We start from the raw sequence: 18,096 nt of genomic DNA, 5'->3' as shown, positions 1-18,096 counted from the left end.
GAACTCAAACTCTCTAATCGCGTGTTTGAGTGTCCAAAGTGTGAGTTACACTTAGATCGAGACCACAACGCAGCGATGAATATCAACAAAGAAGGATTAAGACAGTACAAATTAGCTTTAGAGATATGAAAGAACTAAGAACCGTAGGGACTACGGGGATAGCCTATTGAGTCACTGGTGGGTACACTGGTTTGGATAGGAAGCCCCCACTTCTATTTAAGTGGTGGGTAGTTCACTCACTTATCGGTAGATCTCATTCACCCTTCACAATATGGGATGATTGAAATCGCTAATATCATTTATCAACACCTAAAGATGTAAGCCAATTACATCTTTTTTTGCTTATCAAGGGAAAAATGAACCATTCTGTGGTATAAATAATATGGTGATTAAAGATGAGTTTAGATACGTTATATTTAGAAGCGATGTCCTATTTAGGACTCAACGTAAAAGAAAAAGACCCAGAAAAAGCGGTCAAAATATTTGAAACCCTCGCATTAAATGGATACGCAGATGCTTTTTACCATTTAGGCCGTAGTTTCGCTATTGGTGAGGGTAATGCCATGGATGTTATCAAGGCGAAGGAACTTTATGAGACGGGCATGTCTCTAGGCAGCCTCAAATGTTTTTATGGCTTCGCATTACTACACACAACCGGGTATGGTGTATTGAAAGATGAACGTCTCGCAAAGGACTATTTCGAAGCTGGCTTTGAAGGTATCCGTGATGAGGCTAACCAAGGTGACCCAATTTCAAATTATATGATTGGTTGCTATTACTATTATGGTTTTTACGTTAAAAAATATGTAGCGACTGCTATTGAATACCTAGAAAAATCTGCTAAAAGCGGATACGCTGAAGCACAATTTTTGTTAGGTTCAATCTATGAAGCGCTTCATACCGACGTAAAAAAGGATAAAGAAATTTTTGAATACTATGGACAAGCCGCGATGCAAGGCCATGCCTATGCACAATACGCTTTAGCCCTATTATATATTGACTCTGACATTGTTAAAAAAGATTATGAAGAAGCGAAGAAGTGGTTAGAGTTATCAAGTAAACAACACCACTATTTGGCTTTAGGTACTTTAGGTGTCATGTATTATGAAGGTGAATTTGGTAACAAAGATTACGATAAAGCCTTCCCTTATTTAAAAGAGTCAGCTGACTTAGGTTACGCATTAGCACAATACTATGTTGGATTGATGTATAAAAACGGACAAGGTGTTGAAAAAGATATCGATGAAGCGGTCGCGTATTTAACGATGGCTGCGAATCAGAACGATATGAATGCGCAGTATAACCTAGGTATCTTATACTTTAAATACAAAGGCAAACCGCATTTTGACAAATCATTTATTTGGTTAACAAAAGCGGCCGAACAAAAACATCCTTATGCACAATATAACTTAGGTGTCATGTATCAAAATGGCGATTATGTAAAACAAGACTATGAAAAAGCATCTGTTTTATACCGTCAAGCAGCTGAAAAAGATGTCGTTGGTGCGATGTTTAATTTAGGTATTTTATACATTAAAGGCTTAGGGGTCGTGAAGAGCGAAGATACCGCAGTCTATTATTGGAAGAAAGCGGCTAATTTGGGGCATGATCAATCGAAAATGTATCTTGAGTCGGTTGAGAACTTCAATAAAAAACAAAAATGATAACATACACTCCAATAACTCTCCCTAATTTAAAGCGCATAGCAGAATTATCTATTATGATGCCAAAAACAATTGTAGCTAATCAAACTTATCCAGTCTTATTTTTCCAAGATGGTCAAAATATTTTTGAAGATACAAAAGCGTCTTTTGGTGTTTCTTGGGGAATCAAAGACATTTTTGAATCGAATGAAATGAAACCCGTCATCATCGTCGGACTCTCGTGCGCGAATGGGTTAGATCGATTAGATGAATACAACCCGTTTATGTCTACAAAAGAAATTTCCTTTGGAGATAAACCACGAATCACAGGTGGGAAAGGGGATTTATATTTAAAAGATTTAATCGAAACGGTTTTACCTTATCTGAAAGAGAACTATCCAGTGAATTTGACTAATGTAACTCTAGTTGGTTCATCAATGGGTGGACATATATCCTTATATGCCACACTTAAGTATCCACAAATCTTTAAGAATGCACTCTGTTTATCCAATGCTTTTTGGATATCTGAAGAAGCTTTAATCGATTTTATTAAAGAATCCCAAAAACCTCATAACGGACTTATTTACTTAGATACTGGTGATTCTGAATCAGAAGATTTCGATTATATTAAAGCGAATGAATCTGTATATAACGCCTTGATTTCTAAAGGATTGAACCCGATTTATCGAGTGATTCCTTTTGGAAAACACCATGAAAGAGACTGGCGTGCACGCATTAAAGATATTATTGATCTTATTCCTGAATAATTAGGACAAAAAGGCGTTTCTAAAAGGCCTTTTTTCTTTTTAGAGTGTCACAAAACTGTCACAGAAATACTAAAGACAAAATGGATTATGTTTGGTATAATACATTCAAAAGTTGAGTAATTCTCAAGTTACTTGATGGAGGTGTGGTATGAAAAAATCAACATCCAAGATGTTAGGTATCCTCTCAGTAATTACCTGGCTTACTATGTTTTATCTGATCATGGTAGCATTTACAGAGTTGAGAAATACTAATTTGGTTTCCGATGAACCAGGTTACGGTAATGGCTTTATGCTCCTCATTCTATTATTTTTATGGATTGTTTGGATTGTGTTCGCTGGCATTGTTGTTTTTGTTGCAATCGGAATACCGCACTATTTTTTCTATCTAAAAGACAAACACCGTGTTTCCTATATCTATTTAGTTAAATACGGTTCAGTTGGGCCGTTAATCATTTTAGGATTTACCGCTTTAACTCTGTTTGAAACCATAAGAGAAAATCCATTTTCACAATATACGACATTCTTTATAGGCATGGTTGCTGCTTGTGTAGCACTCATAACACTGATGGTATTTACACATACACCAATAGATCCGAAAGCATTGAAGAACGAAACATCAATAACAAAATAAACACCAAAAAATCCCACGTTATTCAAAGCGTGGGATTTGCATTTTATGAGGTTGTCTGATTATCCTTTGGAAATCAATTTTATAATCTCTACCATCACGTCGACAGCTTGTTCCATTTGTTGGATACTTGCGAATTCATAACGACCATGGAAATTAAATCCACCTGTACCAAGGTTTGGACAAGGTAAGCCCATGAAAGTTAAACGTGCACCATCAGTGCCTCCGCGAATCGCCTCACTGTGCGGGGTTAGTCCGACATTTTGAATTGCTTGTTTCGCAAGTTCAACAGGAGACATGTCGTATTTTAATACTTCAAGCATATTGAAATAACTATCGGTAATGGTTAGGCTGACAGCTTCGTAACCATATTTCTCATTCATATAACGGACGACTCTCTTGAAGTCTTCTTTTTGTTTATTGAATTTGACCATATCGTGATTACGGATGATGTAACCCAATTTAGCTTCTTCAACAGAACCTTCCATATTGCTTAAATGATTGAAACCTTCGTAACCTTCCGTGTAGGCTGGGTTATCAAACACAGGTAATAAACTATGGAATTCGAAAGCGAGGTGTTGGGCATTGATCATCTTATTTTTAGATGCACCTGGATGAATGGATTTACCAATAAAAGATACTTTAGCAGAAGCTGCATTAAAGTTTTCATATTCGATTCCACCAATCAGTGATCCATCTGCAGTATAGGCAAACTTCGCTTTAAAGAAGTTTAAATTAAATAAGTCTGCCCCACGCCCGATTTCTTCATCAGGGGTAAAGCCGATGTATATATCGCCATGTTCAAACGGATGAAGTGTCATAATTTCAACCATGGTCATGATTTCAGCAACTCCGGCTTTATCGTCTGCACCTAATAACGTGTGGCCGTCAGTGACTACTAAATCTTGTCCGACGACATAATTTAGAGCTGTAAATTTGGCTGGGTCCATCGATAGGGTTTCATTCAATTGAATCACGCCGCCATCGTAAGCTTTAATAATGCGCGGGTTCACGCCTGCGCCTGGCGCGTCAGGGGACGTGTCCATGTGTGCGATGAAACCGATTGGGGTAATAGGTTTTTTTGAATTGGATGGAATTAATCCATATACATAGCCGTGTTCGTCCATATATGCATTAGATACGCCTAAGGATTTAAGTTCTTCAACAAGTAGATTTCCAAGATTCTTTTGTTTTAAAGTAGAAGGACACGTATCGACATTAGGATCGGATTGGGTGTCAATTTTGACGTAAGTTAAAAAGCGTTCAAGTAAGTTCATAGTAAAAAGCCTCCTGCACCTATTATAATATAAAACCCTGTGGTTGGACAAAATAACATTTAAACCTTGTATAATTTATAAAATCCCAGTTAAAATTAAGAAAATCAATATAGAAATTAATAAAATCAATTTCAATATTAAAAACATTAATAAAAAGTGTTGACAATAATTGATTCGAGGTATATTATATGGATGTAGGTGATGAAAATGAACAAGAAAAAAGCATTAGCACTCGTTGAAAAGGGAGACATCTCTGTGGGTGCCTACTTAGATTTCAGGGAAAAAGCCTTAAGTAAACCTTACAAATTTAAACCAGTGCGCGGATTTAAATTGGTGTTTCTTAAAGGCAACCTCTTATTTCTAACACCGAAAATTCCATTTTGGACCTTACGATTCTTAGGGACATTCATCAAACGCATTCCGACAGGAGATCAAGTCCAATTAGAATCCTTCACATTACAAGACATCTTACCTTTGTTAAAAACAATTGGTAAGAACAACCGTTTAATTGGGGTGGAATCCCCAAAAGAAAACTTTCTATTTGAAATATGGGGCGTTTAGAAAGGTAAAAACATGAGAGACATTACAAAAGCATTTGAACTGATCGGTGCAGACTTAGTCGTTACCGAAATCCAAAGCAAGAAAAAAGACATTACCGTTAGAGGCGAATTCCAACTTTCAAAGTTTGATTACCTCACCAAGGAACAACAATATTTCATTGAAGTATTCATCAAGAATCAAGGTAACATTAAGCAAATCGAAAAAGAGTTGGGCATTTCATACCCAACCGTTAAGAAGAGCCTAGAAGAAGTCACCAGCGCTTTAGGTTATAAAGTCGAAGATTCTAAGGATGATGAAAAACGCATTGAAATCTTTGAAAAAATCCGTAAAGGCGAACTTTCAATTGAAGACGCTGAAGCATTATTAAAGAAACTTAAATAAGGAGAAACCACATGAACGACAAACTTAGAATTTTAGAAATGTTAAAAGAAGGCGTCATCTCGATCGATGAAGCTGACCGTTTATTAAAAGCATTAGAAAAAGAACCAGACAACACCAAGGTGGAGGTCTTAGTACCGAAATATAAAAGCGATCCAAAGAACTTGATGTTCAAAGTCAGAATTGTCTCCGCCGATGGCGATAAAGTCAATATCAATTTACCATTAAAATTTGCGAAAACTGCCCTCAAGAGTGGTAAAATCAATATAGGTGGTAATTCGGATGTCTTGAATAATATTGATGTCGACGCGATCATTGAAATGATTGAAGAGGGTGCTGTCGGTGATTTAGTCGACATTACGTCTGCTGACGGAGATATCGTAAAGATTTGTATCGAATAACCAAATAAAAAAGAAATTAGGTAAAGCATATGATTTTTGGTAAACACATTAATAAGTACTACATAAAGTACGCGATTCCACTATTATTAGGTATTGCAGCCTTGTTGTATGTGGATTATGTTCAAGTCGAAATTCCAAGAATCTTTGCTGATATCATCGATAAATTGAGAAGTAGCTCACTTACAGAAAACAACCTGAATGAGTCTTTGATGAGACTCGTTTGGATTGTTTTAATTATGGGTGTTGGCCGTGTGTTATGGCGTATATTTGTCTTTGGAACAGCAAGATTTGTTGAACACGATTTGCGTATGAGCATGTTCTTACATGCAGAACAACTCGGTGTCGATTTTTATAAAGAACACAAAGTTGGTGGTTTAATGACACACTTCATCAATGACTTAGAAGCCATTAGACAGGCATTTGGTCCGGGGACATTGATGTTATTTGACTCACTATTCTTAGGTACAATCGTCATCATAAGAATGACTCAGTTATCAGCTGAAATGACTTTAATCGCCGTGATCCCGATGGTCTTCATGGGTGTAGTTGCGATGTTCATCATTAAAAAGATGCGTCTAAAATATAAACTTAGACAAGACGCTTTTGAACATATGACGGATTTTACTCAAGAATCCTTCTCAGGTATGAATGTCATCAGAGCCTTCGTCAAAGAAGCCAAAGAATCGCTTTTCTTCGCGGAAAAGAATGATGATTTTTATAAGAAACACGTTGAATTTGTCAAAGTGATGATTTTGATTAACATTGTGATTACAATCTTCATCAACATAACCATATTAACGATTATCGCTTATGGTGCTTGGATTGCGATTACCTCTGACTTTACACCAGGTCAGTTAACCGAATACTTTACACTATTTACGACACTCATTTGGCCAGTCATGGCGCTCTCACAGTTCGCCTCAATTCGTAGCCAAGGGGTCGCGAGTTACAAACGCATAAAAACATTCATGGATGCGAAAGTAACAGTCTTAGATTCAAAAGACGTTTTACCTCCTCAAGCACTAAAGGGTGGCATCCGTTTTAACCATTTAAACTTCAGTTATCCAGATGCACCTGAACAGAAGATTTTAAAAGACATTAGCGTGTCGATTGAACCCGGTGAGATGGTTGGGGTCTTAGGACGAACAGGTTCTGGTAAATCCACCTTTGTCGATTTATTACTTAGACTTTACAACGTTGAAGAAAACGCGCTTTACTTAGATGACCACGACATCATGAAACTTTCAATTAAAAATGTGCGTGACCAAATCGCCTATGTTCCGCAGGACAACTTCCTATTCTCAGATACCATTTTGAATAACATAGGGTTCTCTGAGGCACAAATGTCTGAAGAAAAAGCGGTTTATTATGCAAAACTTTCCGATGTTCATGACAACATCGTGGACTTTACACACGGTTATCAAACTGAAATTGGTGAACGCGGTGTGACATTATCCGGTGGTCAAAAACAACGTATTTCGATTGCGAGAGCACTAGCTAAAGACGCACCCATCTTAATTCTCGATGACTCGGTATCCGCTGTCGATACGAAGACAGAAGAAGCCATCATCAAACATTTAGAAGAAATTAGACAAAACAAAACTACCATCGTCATCGCTCACCGTATCTCGACCATTAAGAAGATGGATAAAATCATTCTTTTAGATCAAGGTCAATTACTGGATGTCGGTTCACACGATGAGCTATTAAGTAGAAACACAGTTTATCAAGAAATGGTTCGTAAGCAAGAACTCGAACACATGGTGGAGGGCTAGTATGAAAGACTTTAAAGAAAATACGATCACCAAAACCGATTGGCAAATTGTAAACCGTTTAATCCGTTACGCATTACCGTTTAAAAAGAATTTCATCTACGCTTCACTCATGATGATTTTAGATGTTGCAGCCTCATCGATTGGACCCATTCTAATCGGGTATACCATTCAAATCATCGATAGTAATCAATCGGTCAACGATAAGATGCTCAATTTCTTATGGGTATCGATCTTATTCTTAGGTATAATCATCGGGGTTTCCTTCATCATTTATTATCAAAACTGGCTTTTACAAGAATCAGGTCAAAAGATTGTGTATGGGATTCGTAAGAATGTATTCAATCACATTCATACGTTATCGAATTCACAGATTAACCAAATTCCGGTTGGGAAATTGGTTACCCGTGTCAATAACGATACTAATACGTTATCTGAAATGTATTCCTCTGTCATCGTCAACTTAATTCGAAACATATTGATGATGCTTACCTATTTGGTGATTATGTTCGCAATCGATTATAAAGCGACCTTGATCATGTGTCTGGTATTCCCGTTCGTCTTTATTTCCACGATATTCTTTAGGAAGTTATCTAGAAATTCTTATCGTAAAGTCAGAAATAACGTATCGAATGTCAATGCGTTCTTATCAGAAAACTTATCTGGGATGAGACTCACTCAAATCTTTAACCAAGAAGAAAAGAAGAAATCCGAATTTATCAAATATAGCCAAAAGCTTAGAAACAGCTACTTCAATGAATTGATGGTATTCGCGATTTATCGCCCACTGATGTTCATCTTCTCGATGGCAGCAACCTTAATTGTCTTATACTATTTCGCAACCTCAATCATCGATATGACCTTAGCAGGTGCAGAACCTGCAGCGATCATCCTAAGAGTAAGCTTGCTTGTTATGATGTATCAATACGCTTCTCAACTCTTTGAACCGGTTCAACAACTCGCTGAACAGTTCAACGTCTTACAAAGTGCGATGGCATCTTCTGAAAAAATCTTTGACGTTTTGGATACTAAACCAGAAATAGAAGATGAAAATGACGCAATCGAACTAGAAAACTTTAAAGGTGAAATAGAATTTAAGAACGTTTGGTTCCAATACGTAGAAGATGAATGGGTCTTAAAAGATGTGTCATTTAAAGTGAATCCGAACGATACCGTAGCTTTTGTCGGTGCGACCGGTTCAGGTAAAACCACCATTATGAGTTTGATAGTTAGAAACTATGATATTCAAAAAGGTGAAATCCTCATTGATGGCATCCCAATCAGAAGAATTAAACGTAGTAGTCTCCGAAAATACATCGGTCAAATGCCACAGGATGTCTTCTTATTTACAGGCACCATCGGTAGTAACATCACACTCAATGACAAAACTATTTCAAGAGAAAAAGTCATTGAAGCGAGTGAATACGTCGGTGCTAACACATTTATTGATAAACTTGATGGCACATATGACCATATCGTTAGAGAACGCGGTAACAACTTCTCAACCGGTCAACGTCAACTACTCAGTTTCGCGAGAGCCTTAGTCTATGAACCCACCGTTATGATTTTAGATGAAGCGACCGCGAATATTGATTCTGAGACCGAAGCCTTGATTCAAACCTCACTCGAAAAGATGATGAAGTTATCGACAATGCTTGTGGTTGCACATAGACTTTCAACCATCCAACACGCGGATAAAATCATCGTCATGCAAAAGGGTGAAATCAAAGAATCTGGCACATACCAAGATTTATTAAAACAAAAAGGTTTGTATTATCACTTATATGAATTACAATACCAAAAGAAATCGAATTGAACCTTATAACTAAAACCACTTCGGTGGTTTTTCTTTTTGTTTTCAACATTAAAAAACCACAATTGATGAAACCTTTCTGTAACCAATTGGGTCATTTTTGGGTTATACTATAGAAGGAGGGCATGTCAATGATCGATTACAGAAACTTAACATATGAAGAACAAAAAAACTATTTAGAATCTCTACATGCCTACGACCTGAAAGAACTTTATGAGTCGCTTACAGAAGACGAACAAGTCGAATTATTCGAACGACTTGATGACACTCAAAAAGCGGATTTGCTTTCGTATTTGGATGTCGATGATGCAGCGGAAATTGTAGAAACATTGGATGCTCAAGATACCGCCGATATCTTCAGTGAAATGGATCCCGATGATGCGATGGACATTCTTAATGAGCTTGAAGAAGAGACCTCTACAGAATTAATCGAACAATTTTCGGAAGAATTAAAAGAAGATATTCTATCCTTAAAATCCTATACAGACGATGAGACTGGTTCCATCATGAATACCGATTTCATCACGCTCACAGCCGATTTGGATGTGAAAGATGCAATGAAAAAACTTATTAGTGAAGCGCCAAATGTGGAAACCATCTCTAAACTTTTTGTCATTGATAAACACAACACCTTCTTAGGCGTTGTTCCGCTAAAAAAGCTCATTAAAGCGAAATCACCGTGTGCGATTGAAACACTTTATGAACCATCTTTATTCGCACTCGATACCGATGATAAAGAACAAACAGCTACCCTTATGCAAGAAGAAGCGATTAATATCTTACCTGTATTAGATGATCAACATATGCTTAAAGGGATAGTAACTGTAGATGATGCCATCGATACTTATGAAGATGAAATGATCGAAGACTTCCAAAAAATGACTACTTTAAGTGAAGATGTTTCAGATTCAACGTTTACCAGTGCACTTAAAAGATTACCCTGGTTGGTTGTTTTATTATTACTTGCGTTACCGATTGCAAATCTCGCATTACAGTTTGAAGGCGTTTTAAAAGATTATACAATCATCATCATTTTACAACCCCTCATTCTATCGATGATTGGGAACGCAGGGACTCAAACATTAACCTTTAGCTTAATTATGATTGCAGATGAGGAACCAGATAAAGTCATCAAACGAAATATTTTCTATGAAGTTTCCTCTGCAGCCTTATCCGGGTTGTTACTATCTTTAATCTCATTTGTCGTAACGCTTTTATTCATCGTTTTCAACCCAAGTTTGTCTGAAAATCCATACCTATTCGGTAGTATTGTCGGAATCAGTGTATTGTTATCTTTAATCATTGGTACATTTTTCTCAGCCATCATTCCGGTAGTCATCCATAAAGTGGGGTTAGACCCAGCCAGTGCTTCAGGGCCTTTACTCACCACTGTGATTGATATTACAACCATACTGACCTATTACGGTATCGCCACATGGATGATTGGGGTGATATTATGAGACTAAAAGATGTAATAAATACACACTTTCTCACGTTAACGCCTGAGATGGATGTTAAAGACGCCATGAAAGTGGTGGTTAAACAATCTGATGAGGACTCACTCATTGATATTCTGTACGTCATTGATCAAGGTCAATTGGTGGGTGTTGTGGATTTGAAAGCTCTAATTATTGCGAGAAGTCCACTGAGAATTGATCAATTGATGTTAAAAAATTATCACTTTGTTTATGAAGATGATCCAATTTCAAAAGCGATTGATACGGTTCAAAACTACGACCGACATATGATCCCGATTTTGTCTAAGAAGAAAGCTCTGCTTGGTGTAATTACAGCGGAAATGGCTTTAGATTTACTTGCGGATGAAACCTTAGAAGACTTCCATAAAATGGCATTCTTAAATGAGTATGATGTCCATTCTAAACCCTGGATGCGAAGTAAAAAACGATTACCATGGCTCTTATTACTCCTCGGGTTTTCATTGATTACCGCCTCGGTATTGTCGTTTTTTGAAGCGACTTTAGAAGCGATTATCGTATTAATATTATTTCAACCGATGATTCTGGATTCAGCTGGGAATATTTCCACACAATCCTTAGCGAAAGCGATTCTCGTCATCAACGAGGACCCCGATGCCAATATGAAATCGTTTGTCATGAAAGAACTTTTAATTGGCCTCATGAATAGCTTATTCTTAGCTGTTGTTGGGTTTATCTTCAGCTATCTATTCTTATGGGTTTTTAAAAACGATAGTGCCGACATTAAACTCAGTCTCACCATCGCGATTTCACTATTTGCAGCCTTACTCATTGGCGCATTCACTGGGGCGTTGGTACCAATCCTATTAAGAAAACTTAAAATCGACCCAAGTGTCGCCTCGGGACCATTCATGACGACCATAAATGACGTCATCGCACTAACGATTTATTTCACTTTAGCAACCATCATTTTATTATAAGGAGACCCTATGAACCATTTAGAAATTTACTTAAACGCCAGAAAACAAAAACTGGCTTACCAATACGCCATGTGGCTATTGTCTTGGGATGTCGAAACCGAAACCCCAGAAGGTGCTTTAGAATATAGAAGTCAACAAATTGAAGTTTTATCCGGTTTAGCATACGACGTCGAAATGGCAGAAGACCGTATTCAAGCGATTGATTACTTAGCTTCAAATGATAAAGACCTCACAGACGATTTAAAGGTTGAAATCAAACGGGTGAAGAAAGAACTCGATCAATTGCGTAAAATTCCTAAACAGGAATACATTGATTTCCAAGTCTTACTCTCGCAAGCAGGCTTCATCTGGTCGAATGCGAAAAAGAATAACGACTTCGCTGCTTATTTACCAACCTTAGAGAAGGTCATTGACTATCAAAAACGTTTGGTTAAATATTTAGAAACAAACACTGTTAAAGGCTATGATGTTTTACTCGATATGTATGAACCAGGGATGACTGTAGAAGATTATGATCACTTCTTTAATACCCTTAAAACCGATTTGGTTCCATTCGCTTTAAAAGCCTCTAAAGTGCCTCAAAAGTTATCCAAAAAACTGATAAAAGGTCATTTCTCTAAAGCGAAACAAATTGAATTTAACACTTATTTATTAGATGTCTTTAAATACGATTTGAAAAAGGGTGTATTAAAACAAAGTGCACACCCATTTACCTCAGGCGTCGCGAGTGTCGATACACGTATTACAACCGCTTATCATGAAAATGACGTCAGAAGTGCGATTTTCTCAACCATCCATGAAATGGGTCACGCCATTTATGAACAGCAAGTGAAACCAGAATACGATTACACTGAGTTAAAAGGTGGAGTATCAATGGGCATTCATGAATCTCAATCCCGTTTCTACGAAAATATGATTGGCCGTAGTGAAGCGTTTTGGGATACCCATTATGAAAAACTTCAAACTGTTTTTGAAAAAGAACTCAAGAATGTGACCCAAGCAGAGTTCATGAAATACATCAACCAAGTTAAACGCGATTTCATCCGTGTTGAAGCTGATGAACTGACTTATAGTTTACACGTGATGGTACGCTATGAAATTGAGAAGATGCTATTCAATGGTAAATTAAAAGCGAAGGATCTTCCGAAGGTTTGGAACCGTCTTTATAGACAATATTTAGGTCTGAATCCAAAAACCGATGCCGAAGGCGTGTTACAAGATATCCACTGGGCATTTGGATCCTTTGGTTACTTCCCAACTTACGCATTAGGCTCAGCGATTTCTGCACAAATCTACCATAGAATGAATCAAGATTTAGACATTGAAAGTACTGTTAGAAACAATGAAATTGAGAAAATCAATCTTTGGTTAAAGGATCATATCCATCAATATGGTAAATCGATAGAACCTAAAGACCTCATTTTAAAAGCGACTCAAGAATCATTTAATCCTAATTATTATGTGAATTATCTCAAAGAGAAGTATTCGAAGTTATTAGGCATTGAAGCCTAGGAGGGTGTATGCAGTCCTTACGTAAACTATATAAGATTGGACATGGCCCATCGTCATCTCATACGATGGGACCTGGTTTCGCAGCTTCCTATGTTAAAGAAAAACATAAAAATGCTACCCGCTATGTGGTGACCCTATATAATTCCCTCGCTTTAACCGGTAAAGGCCATTTAACAGACGCCATCATTGAACAAACCTTATCACCCATTCCTGTTGAATTTAAGTTCAACATCGATATCAAACAACATCCAAACTTTTTTGTGTTTGAAGTTTATCATAATGAGACACTCATCGATACGGTATCGGTTCGTTCGATTGGCGGTGGTGATATCCTTTATGATAACGAAGAAAACCACATCGAGATGATTTATCCACACCAATCCTTTGATGAGATTAAGGCTTACTGTAAAAAGGAAGAGCTTGATCTATATACTTACGTTAAACGATTTGAAGGGCCTACTATTGATACGTTCTTAAATGAAATATGGACTCAACTTCAAAAGACAGTTGAAACCGGATTGAAAACCGAAGGGGTTTTACCAGGGGATTTAAAGGTTCAAAGAAAAGCGAAAACCTTGATGGACCGTGCTAAAACGACTGAAACTGACGCCCAAAGACAAAACCGATTGGTCTCGGCTTACGCCTTCGCAGCCTCAGAAGAAAATGGGGCTGGGGGTATCATCGTTACCGCACCGACCTGTGGTGCGTCTGGAGTATTACCAGCGGTCTTATACTATATGAAGCACCATCACCAAATGTCCGATCAAAAAATCATCGAATCCTTGGCAGTTGCAGGTATAATTGGCAATATCATTAAAACAAACGCGACCATCAGTGGCGCGGTTGGAGGCTGTCAGGCTGAGGTTGGGTCTGCCTGTTCGATGGCAGCAGCGGCTCATGCGTATTTATCTGATTTAGAAATCGAACAAATCGAATACGCCGCTGAAATCGCGATGGAACACCATTTAGGCCTTACCTGTGACCCGATTGACGGGTATGTCCAAATCCCATGTATCGAACGAAACGCCGTCGCTGGGATTCGTGCAATCAACGCTTCAGGACTCTCTGAATTTTTAACAGATACACGTAAGATATCCTTTGATATGATAGTTCATACGATGTATCAGACAGGATTAGATATGCATCCAAAATACAAAGAAACGGCCGAAGCTGGGATGGCCTATTTCTATAAGCAAAAGAAATGAAAGAACCCGTTATGTTAACAGCGCTAGACCTCGATTATCAAGGTCAAGGTGTCTGTCGTTATCAAGAAAAAGTTGTTTTTGTAAAGGGCATGTTAAAAGGGGAAACCGGATTGGTTCGTATTACCAAAGATAAGAAAACCTATTTTATTGGCGAACTGATTAATCTGAAAACCACGAGCATGTTACGCGTTAATGTAGACAACCCAGACGACTTACATTACGCTCCCTTATTACATTTAAATGTTCAATCCCAGTTGGATTGGCAACAAAAAATCACCGAAGAAACCTTCAGAAAGATTGCGAAAATGGATGTTTCTATTGACCCAATCTTGTGTGATAATCGTGACCGCCATTACCGAAACAAAGTGACTCTACACGTAGCCAAGCTTGACACATTAAAAATGGGTGTCTTTGAACCCGGGTCGAACCGTTTATATCCAGTTAAGCATATGGTGCTCGCGAGCGACCCGATTCAAAAAGTGATACTAAAACTGAATGAAATATTCAAAATGGTTCAGCTACAAGACGATACTCTAAAACACATTACACTACGCTCTTTCCAACAAAAAGTGATGCTTATTTTTGGGACAACAAAACCTGAATGGTCTGAAAAAGACATCTTCTTAAGTCATTTAAGCTTACCAATCATCTCATCTATTTATCAGAATATCTTAGATAATGATTATGAAAATATGGGTAAAACCTCCATATTACTTTTTGGAGATGAAACCCTTGAAGTGAACTTAGGTAACTTAAAGTTCTCATTAAAACCACAGGCGTTTTTCCAAATCAATACACCGATTGCGTTACGCATGTATGAAAAAGTAAAATCTCTCATAAAAGGGAAAGTGGTCATTGATGCTTATGCAGGGATGGCTTCAATTGGACAGTTTATATCTGATCGGGTCGATCGAGTTTACGCAATAGAATCAAACCACGAGGCCATTTTATCCGCTGAGATTGCGTTAGAGGAAAACCGCATTCGAAATGTTCAATTGATTGAATCGGATGTTTCGTTAGCGATTGAACGCTACTTACCTTTAGCGGACACCATCGTCTTTGACCCGCCAAGAAGTGGGTTAGATGATCACACTAAACAATTGTTATTAACACATCTAGTTCCAGAGATTATCTATGTTTCCTGTGATTTAAAATCATTAGTAAGAGACATCAACATGCTTAAAGCACATTATCGTGTAACCTCAGTGACACCAGTTAAAATGTTCTATCATACGATTGAAACAGAAACGATTGTTAGACTAGAGAAAATGTGAAAGTTAAGACATTTTACTAAATAAATTCTTACTTTCAAAAAAATGTGTATTAGTACATAAGAATTTATTGAATCAGTGATATAATGACCTCATTGAAGAAATGAGGTTTTTTATTATGCTTAAATTAGAACATATTAAGAAGGATTATCTCATTGCGGGAAAGCCGTTTACGGCACTGCATGATATCAATCTAACCTTTGATCGTAGCGAATTTGTTGCGATACTAGGGCCATCTGGATGTGGTAAAACAACCCTACTAAACCTAATTGGTGGGTTAGACCAATACACATCTGGGGATTTGATTATTGAGAATAAATCCACCAAACGATTTGATGATCGTGACTGGGATGCTTATCGTAACAACAAAGTTGGATTCATCTTCCAAAACTACAACTTGATCAACCACATCTCCATTATTGAAAACGTCGAACTCGGGATGACCCTTGCAGGTAAATCGATCGAAGAACGTCGTAAAAAGGCAGAAGAAGTCTTAATTCGAGTGGGTTTAAAAGACCAAATGTACAAGCGTTCAGCTCAACTCTCTGGGGGACAAAAACAACGTGTTGCAATTGCGAGAGCACTTGCGAATGACCCAGAAATCATTTTAGCGGACGAACCAACAGGTGCGTTAGATTCTCAAACTTCTGTTCAAATCATGGAGTTAATCCAAGAAATTGCGAAAGAACAATTGGTCATCATGGTTACACATAACCAAGAGTTAGCAGATACCTATGCGACGAGAACCATTCGACTATTGGATGGTAATGTCGTATCCGATACCAAAACCACACAATCCACCAAAAATGATGAGACTGTCTACACCCCTAAGAAGACTTCGATGTCTTACTTACAAGCGATTAAATTATCCTTTAATAATTTAAGAACTAAACTGGCTAGAACGTTGATTACAGCGTTTGCAGGCTCGATTGGGATCATTGGGGTCTTATTAGTCCTCGGTGTCGGTAATGGCTTTAACAAGACCGTATCAGACCTTGAACGTGGCGCTTTGGTGTCCATTCCAATCATGATTAATCAGTATTCAGTGACGTTTGGTCCACCGGATTTTGATGCACCTGCACCGGTATCGAATGGTTATGTAAAACCATACGACTCGAGCATTCCACCATCGGCTTATTTGAATAACTTATCCCCTGCTTTTATAAGTTATTTAGAACAAAATCTAAATCCAAATGATTTCACCAGTATTGAATATGAATACGCTGTTCAAACGCTACTCTTACAACAAAACGCGGGCGTTTATAGACTAGTTGATAAAGAATCCATTCAATTTGCACAAACCAATAAAGCGTTCTTGAATGAATACTTTGACATCATGGCAGGATCGTTAACTGTGACAGACCCAAATGTCTATGAAATATTCATTTTGTTAAACGATGAGTTTGGTGTCGATAAACGTGTCTTAGAAGCCTTTAACTTACCAACAGATGGGTCAGTTGCGTATACAGATTTAGTGGGTAAAACACTCGTATCACCTTACTATAACGATTACTATCAAGCGGATTCGACCACATTAGCTGGTAAGACGATTTTCAAACCTAACACCGATTTATCGAATGCATTCAACAATGGTATGGTGTTAAAAATCTCTGCGGTTCTAGCACCGAAAGTAGAAAACGTATTTACGATTGATGATGGTGTTTACCATCTTGATGACTTTAATAACGTCCTCTTACAAAAGGCGTTAACTTCACAAGTTGGTATCGCTCAAAAAAATTCGAATTACTATGTCATGGACTTCCGTGCTCAAGGACAAAGCTTGAGACCTGCAGGAACTAACTTTGTTGCAGAAGCGATGGAAAGACCACTCGTTGAATCCTTTATCGGAGTCGATCAAAAGCCTATATCCATCAGCATTTATCCAGTATCCTATGAATCTAAAGAAGGTATCATCGATGTGATTGAGGCTTATAATAAAACCGTCTCTGAAACCGATAAGATAATCTACTTAGATTTAGCTGAAACGATTGGTTCTGCTTTAGGTAGTGTCGTGAATATGATTTCGATTGTCTTAGTTATTTTTGCAGGTATATCCTTGGTAGTATCCTCAATTATGATTGGTATCATTACCTATGTCTCAGTTATTGAAAGAACTCAAGAAATTGGGGTCTTACGTGCACTGGGTGCGCGTAAGAAAGACGTAAAACGCGTATTTAACTCAGAAACCTTCTTAATTGGTTTAACTGCAGGTATCCTCGGGTCATCCATAACCTACATTCTATCTTTCCCAATCAATTTAATTGTGGAAAACTTAAACGAACAAATGGCACAAATCTTACAACTCACATGGGTACATGTATTGTCGATGATTGCGGTGTCGATTACCTTAACCTTCATTGCCGGTTTATTCCCAGCGTCCTTAGCTGCGAAGAAGAACCCAGTAGAAGCGCTTCGCGCAAACGACTAAAAAAATATCGGAAACCTTTTAAAC

16 protein-coding genes are annotated in these 18,096 nt (G+C 37.7%); 15 read left to right on the top strand and 1 reads right to left on the bottom strand.

What is annotated here, in order from left to right; genetic code table 11:
* Nucleotides 1-21 precede the first annotated feature (21 nt).
* The 4 genes from N7603_RS09100 (at nt 22) to N7603_RS06505 (ending at nt 3,041) form a co-directional block, all read left to right on the top strand.
* Entirely contained in the window at nt 22-129 is a 108-nt protein-coding gene (locus N7603_RS09100) for a zinc ribbon domain-containing protein (protein ID WP_444850872.1), read from the top strand.
* Between the two features lie 266 nt (nt 130-395).
* Nucleotides 396-1,664 carry a tetratricopeptide repeat protein gene (locus N7603_RS06515; RefSeq protein WP_262096602.1) on the top strand — a complete coding sequence of 423 codons (1,269 nt, stop codon included), beginning with the start codon at nt 396-398 and terminating at the stop codon, nt 1,662-1,664.
* On the top strand, nt 1,661-2,410 hold the full coding sequence (locus N7603_RS06510) for an alpha/beta hydrolase (protein ID WP_262096601.1): 750 nt from the start codon (nt 1,661-1,663) through the stop codon (nt 2,408-2,410). Before N7603_RS06515 ends, N7603_RS06510 begins: the two co-directional genes overlap by 4 nt.
* Before the next feature lie 148 nt (nt 2,411-2,558).
* Complete coding sequence (locus N7603_RS06505; protein WP_262096600.1) at nt 2,559-3,041, top strand: hypothetical protein; 483 nt, start codon at nt 2,559-2,561, stop codon at nt 3,039-3,041.
* 59 nt (nt 3,042-3,100) lie between these two features.
* Here N7603_RS06505 and pepT read toward each other — a convergent pair whose 3' ends face one another.
* On the bottom strand, nt 3,101-4,315 hold the full coding sequence (pepT, locus tag N7603_RS06500; protein ID WP_262096599.1) for a peptidase T: 1,215 nt from the start codon (nt 4,313-4,315) through the stop codon (nt 3,101-3,103).
* 207 nt (nt 4,316-4,522) lie between these two features.
* Here pepT and N7603_RS06495 point away from each other — a divergent pair, with 207 nt between their 5' ends.
* The 11 genes from N7603_RS06495 (at nt 4,523) to N7603_RS06445 (ending at nt 18,072) form a co-directional block, all read left to right on the top strand.
* On the top strand, nt 4,523-4,876 hold the full coding sequence (locus tag N7603_RS06495) for a hypothetical protein (RefSeq protein ID WP_262096597.1): 354 nt from the start codon (nt 4,523-4,525) through the stop codon (nt 4,874-4,876).
* A 12-nt stretch (nt 4,877-4,888) separates the two neighbouring features.
* Complete coding sequence (locus N7603_RS06490) at nt 4,889-5,257, top strand: DUF2089 domain-containing protein (protein ID WP_262096596.1); 369 nt, start codon at nt 4,889-4,891, stop codon at nt 5,255-5,257.
* An 11-nt stretch (nt 5,258-5,268) separates the two neighbouring features.
* On the top strand, nt 5,269-5,655 hold the full coding sequence (locus tag N7603_RS06485; protein WP_262096594.1) for an SHOCT-like domain-containing protein: 387 nt from the start codon (nt 5,269-5,271) through the stop codon (nt 5,653-5,655).
* Nucleotides 5,656-5,684: 29 nt separating this feature from the next.
* A complete protein-coding gene (locus N7603_RS06480) occupies nt 5,685-7,430 on the top strand; it encodes an ABC transporter ATP-binding protein (RefSeq protein WP_262096593.1) in 1,746 nt (581 codons plus the stop codon).
* 1 nt (nt 7,431) lies between these two features.
* Nucleotides 7,432-9,243, top strand: coding sequence for an ABC transporter ATP-binding protein (locus N7603_RS06475; RefSeq protein WP_262096592.1), 1,812 nt, complete (start codon nt 7,432-7,434; stop codon nt 9,241-9,243).
* Nucleotides 9,244-9,371: 128 nt separating this feature from the next.
* Nucleotides 9,372-10,700 (top strand): magnesium transporter, encoded by a 1,329-nt coding sequence (gene mgtE, locus N7603_RS06470; RefSeq protein WP_262096591.1) that lies wholly within the window; start codon nt 9,372-9,374, stop codon nt 10,698-10,700.
* Complete coding sequence (locus N7603_RS06465) at nt 10,697-11,656, top strand: magnesium transporter (protein WP_262096590.1); 960 nt, start codon at nt 10,697-10,699, stop codon at nt 11,654-11,656. The genes mgtE and N7603_RS06465 overlap by 4 nt, the downstream gene beginning before the upstream one ends.
* A 9-nt stretch (nt 11,657-11,665) precedes the next feature.
* Nucleotides 11,666-13,168, top strand: coding sequence for a carboxypeptidase M32 (locus tag N7603_RS06460; protein ID WP_262096589.1), 1,503 nt, complete (start codon nt 11,666-11,668; stop codon nt 13,166-13,168).
* An 8-nt stretch (nt 13,169-13,176) separates the two neighbouring features.
* Nucleotides 13,177-14,373 (top strand): L-serine ammonia-lyase, iron-sulfur-dependent, subunit alpha, encoded by a 1,197-nt coding sequence (locus N7603_RS06455; RefSeq protein ID WP_262096588.1) that lies wholly within the window; start codon nt 13,177-13,179, stop codon nt 14,371-14,373.
* Nucleotides 14,370-15,647 carry a 23S rRNA (uracil(1939)-C(5))-methyltransferase RlmD gene (gene rlmD, locus N7603_RS06450; protein WP_262096587.1) on the top strand — a complete coding sequence of 426 codons (1,278 nt, stop codon included), beginning with the start codon at nt 14,370-14,372 and terminating at the stop codon, nt 15,645-15,647. The genes N7603_RS06455 and rlmD overlap by 4 nt, the downstream gene beginning before the upstream one ends.
* Nucleotides 15,648-15,762: 115 nt before the next feature.
* Nucleotides 15,763-18,072 carry an ABC transporter ATP-binding protein/permease gene (locus N7603_RS06445; RefSeq protein ID WP_262096586.1) on the top strand — a complete coding sequence of 770 codons (2,310 nt, stop codon included), beginning with the start codon at nt 15,763-15,765 and terminating at the stop codon, nt 18,070-18,072.
* The last annotated feature ends 24 nt before the right edge of the window (nt 18,073-18,096 follow it).

The organism is Paracholeplasma vituli (assembly GCF_025446935.1).
Lineage (GTDB): Bacteria > Bacillota_I > Bacilli_A > Acholeplasmatales > UBA5453 > Paracholeplasma > Paracholeplasma vituli.
The sequence above is the reverse complement of the archived record's forward strand: the minus strand, read 5'-3'. Positions and strand labels throughout refer to the sequence as shown.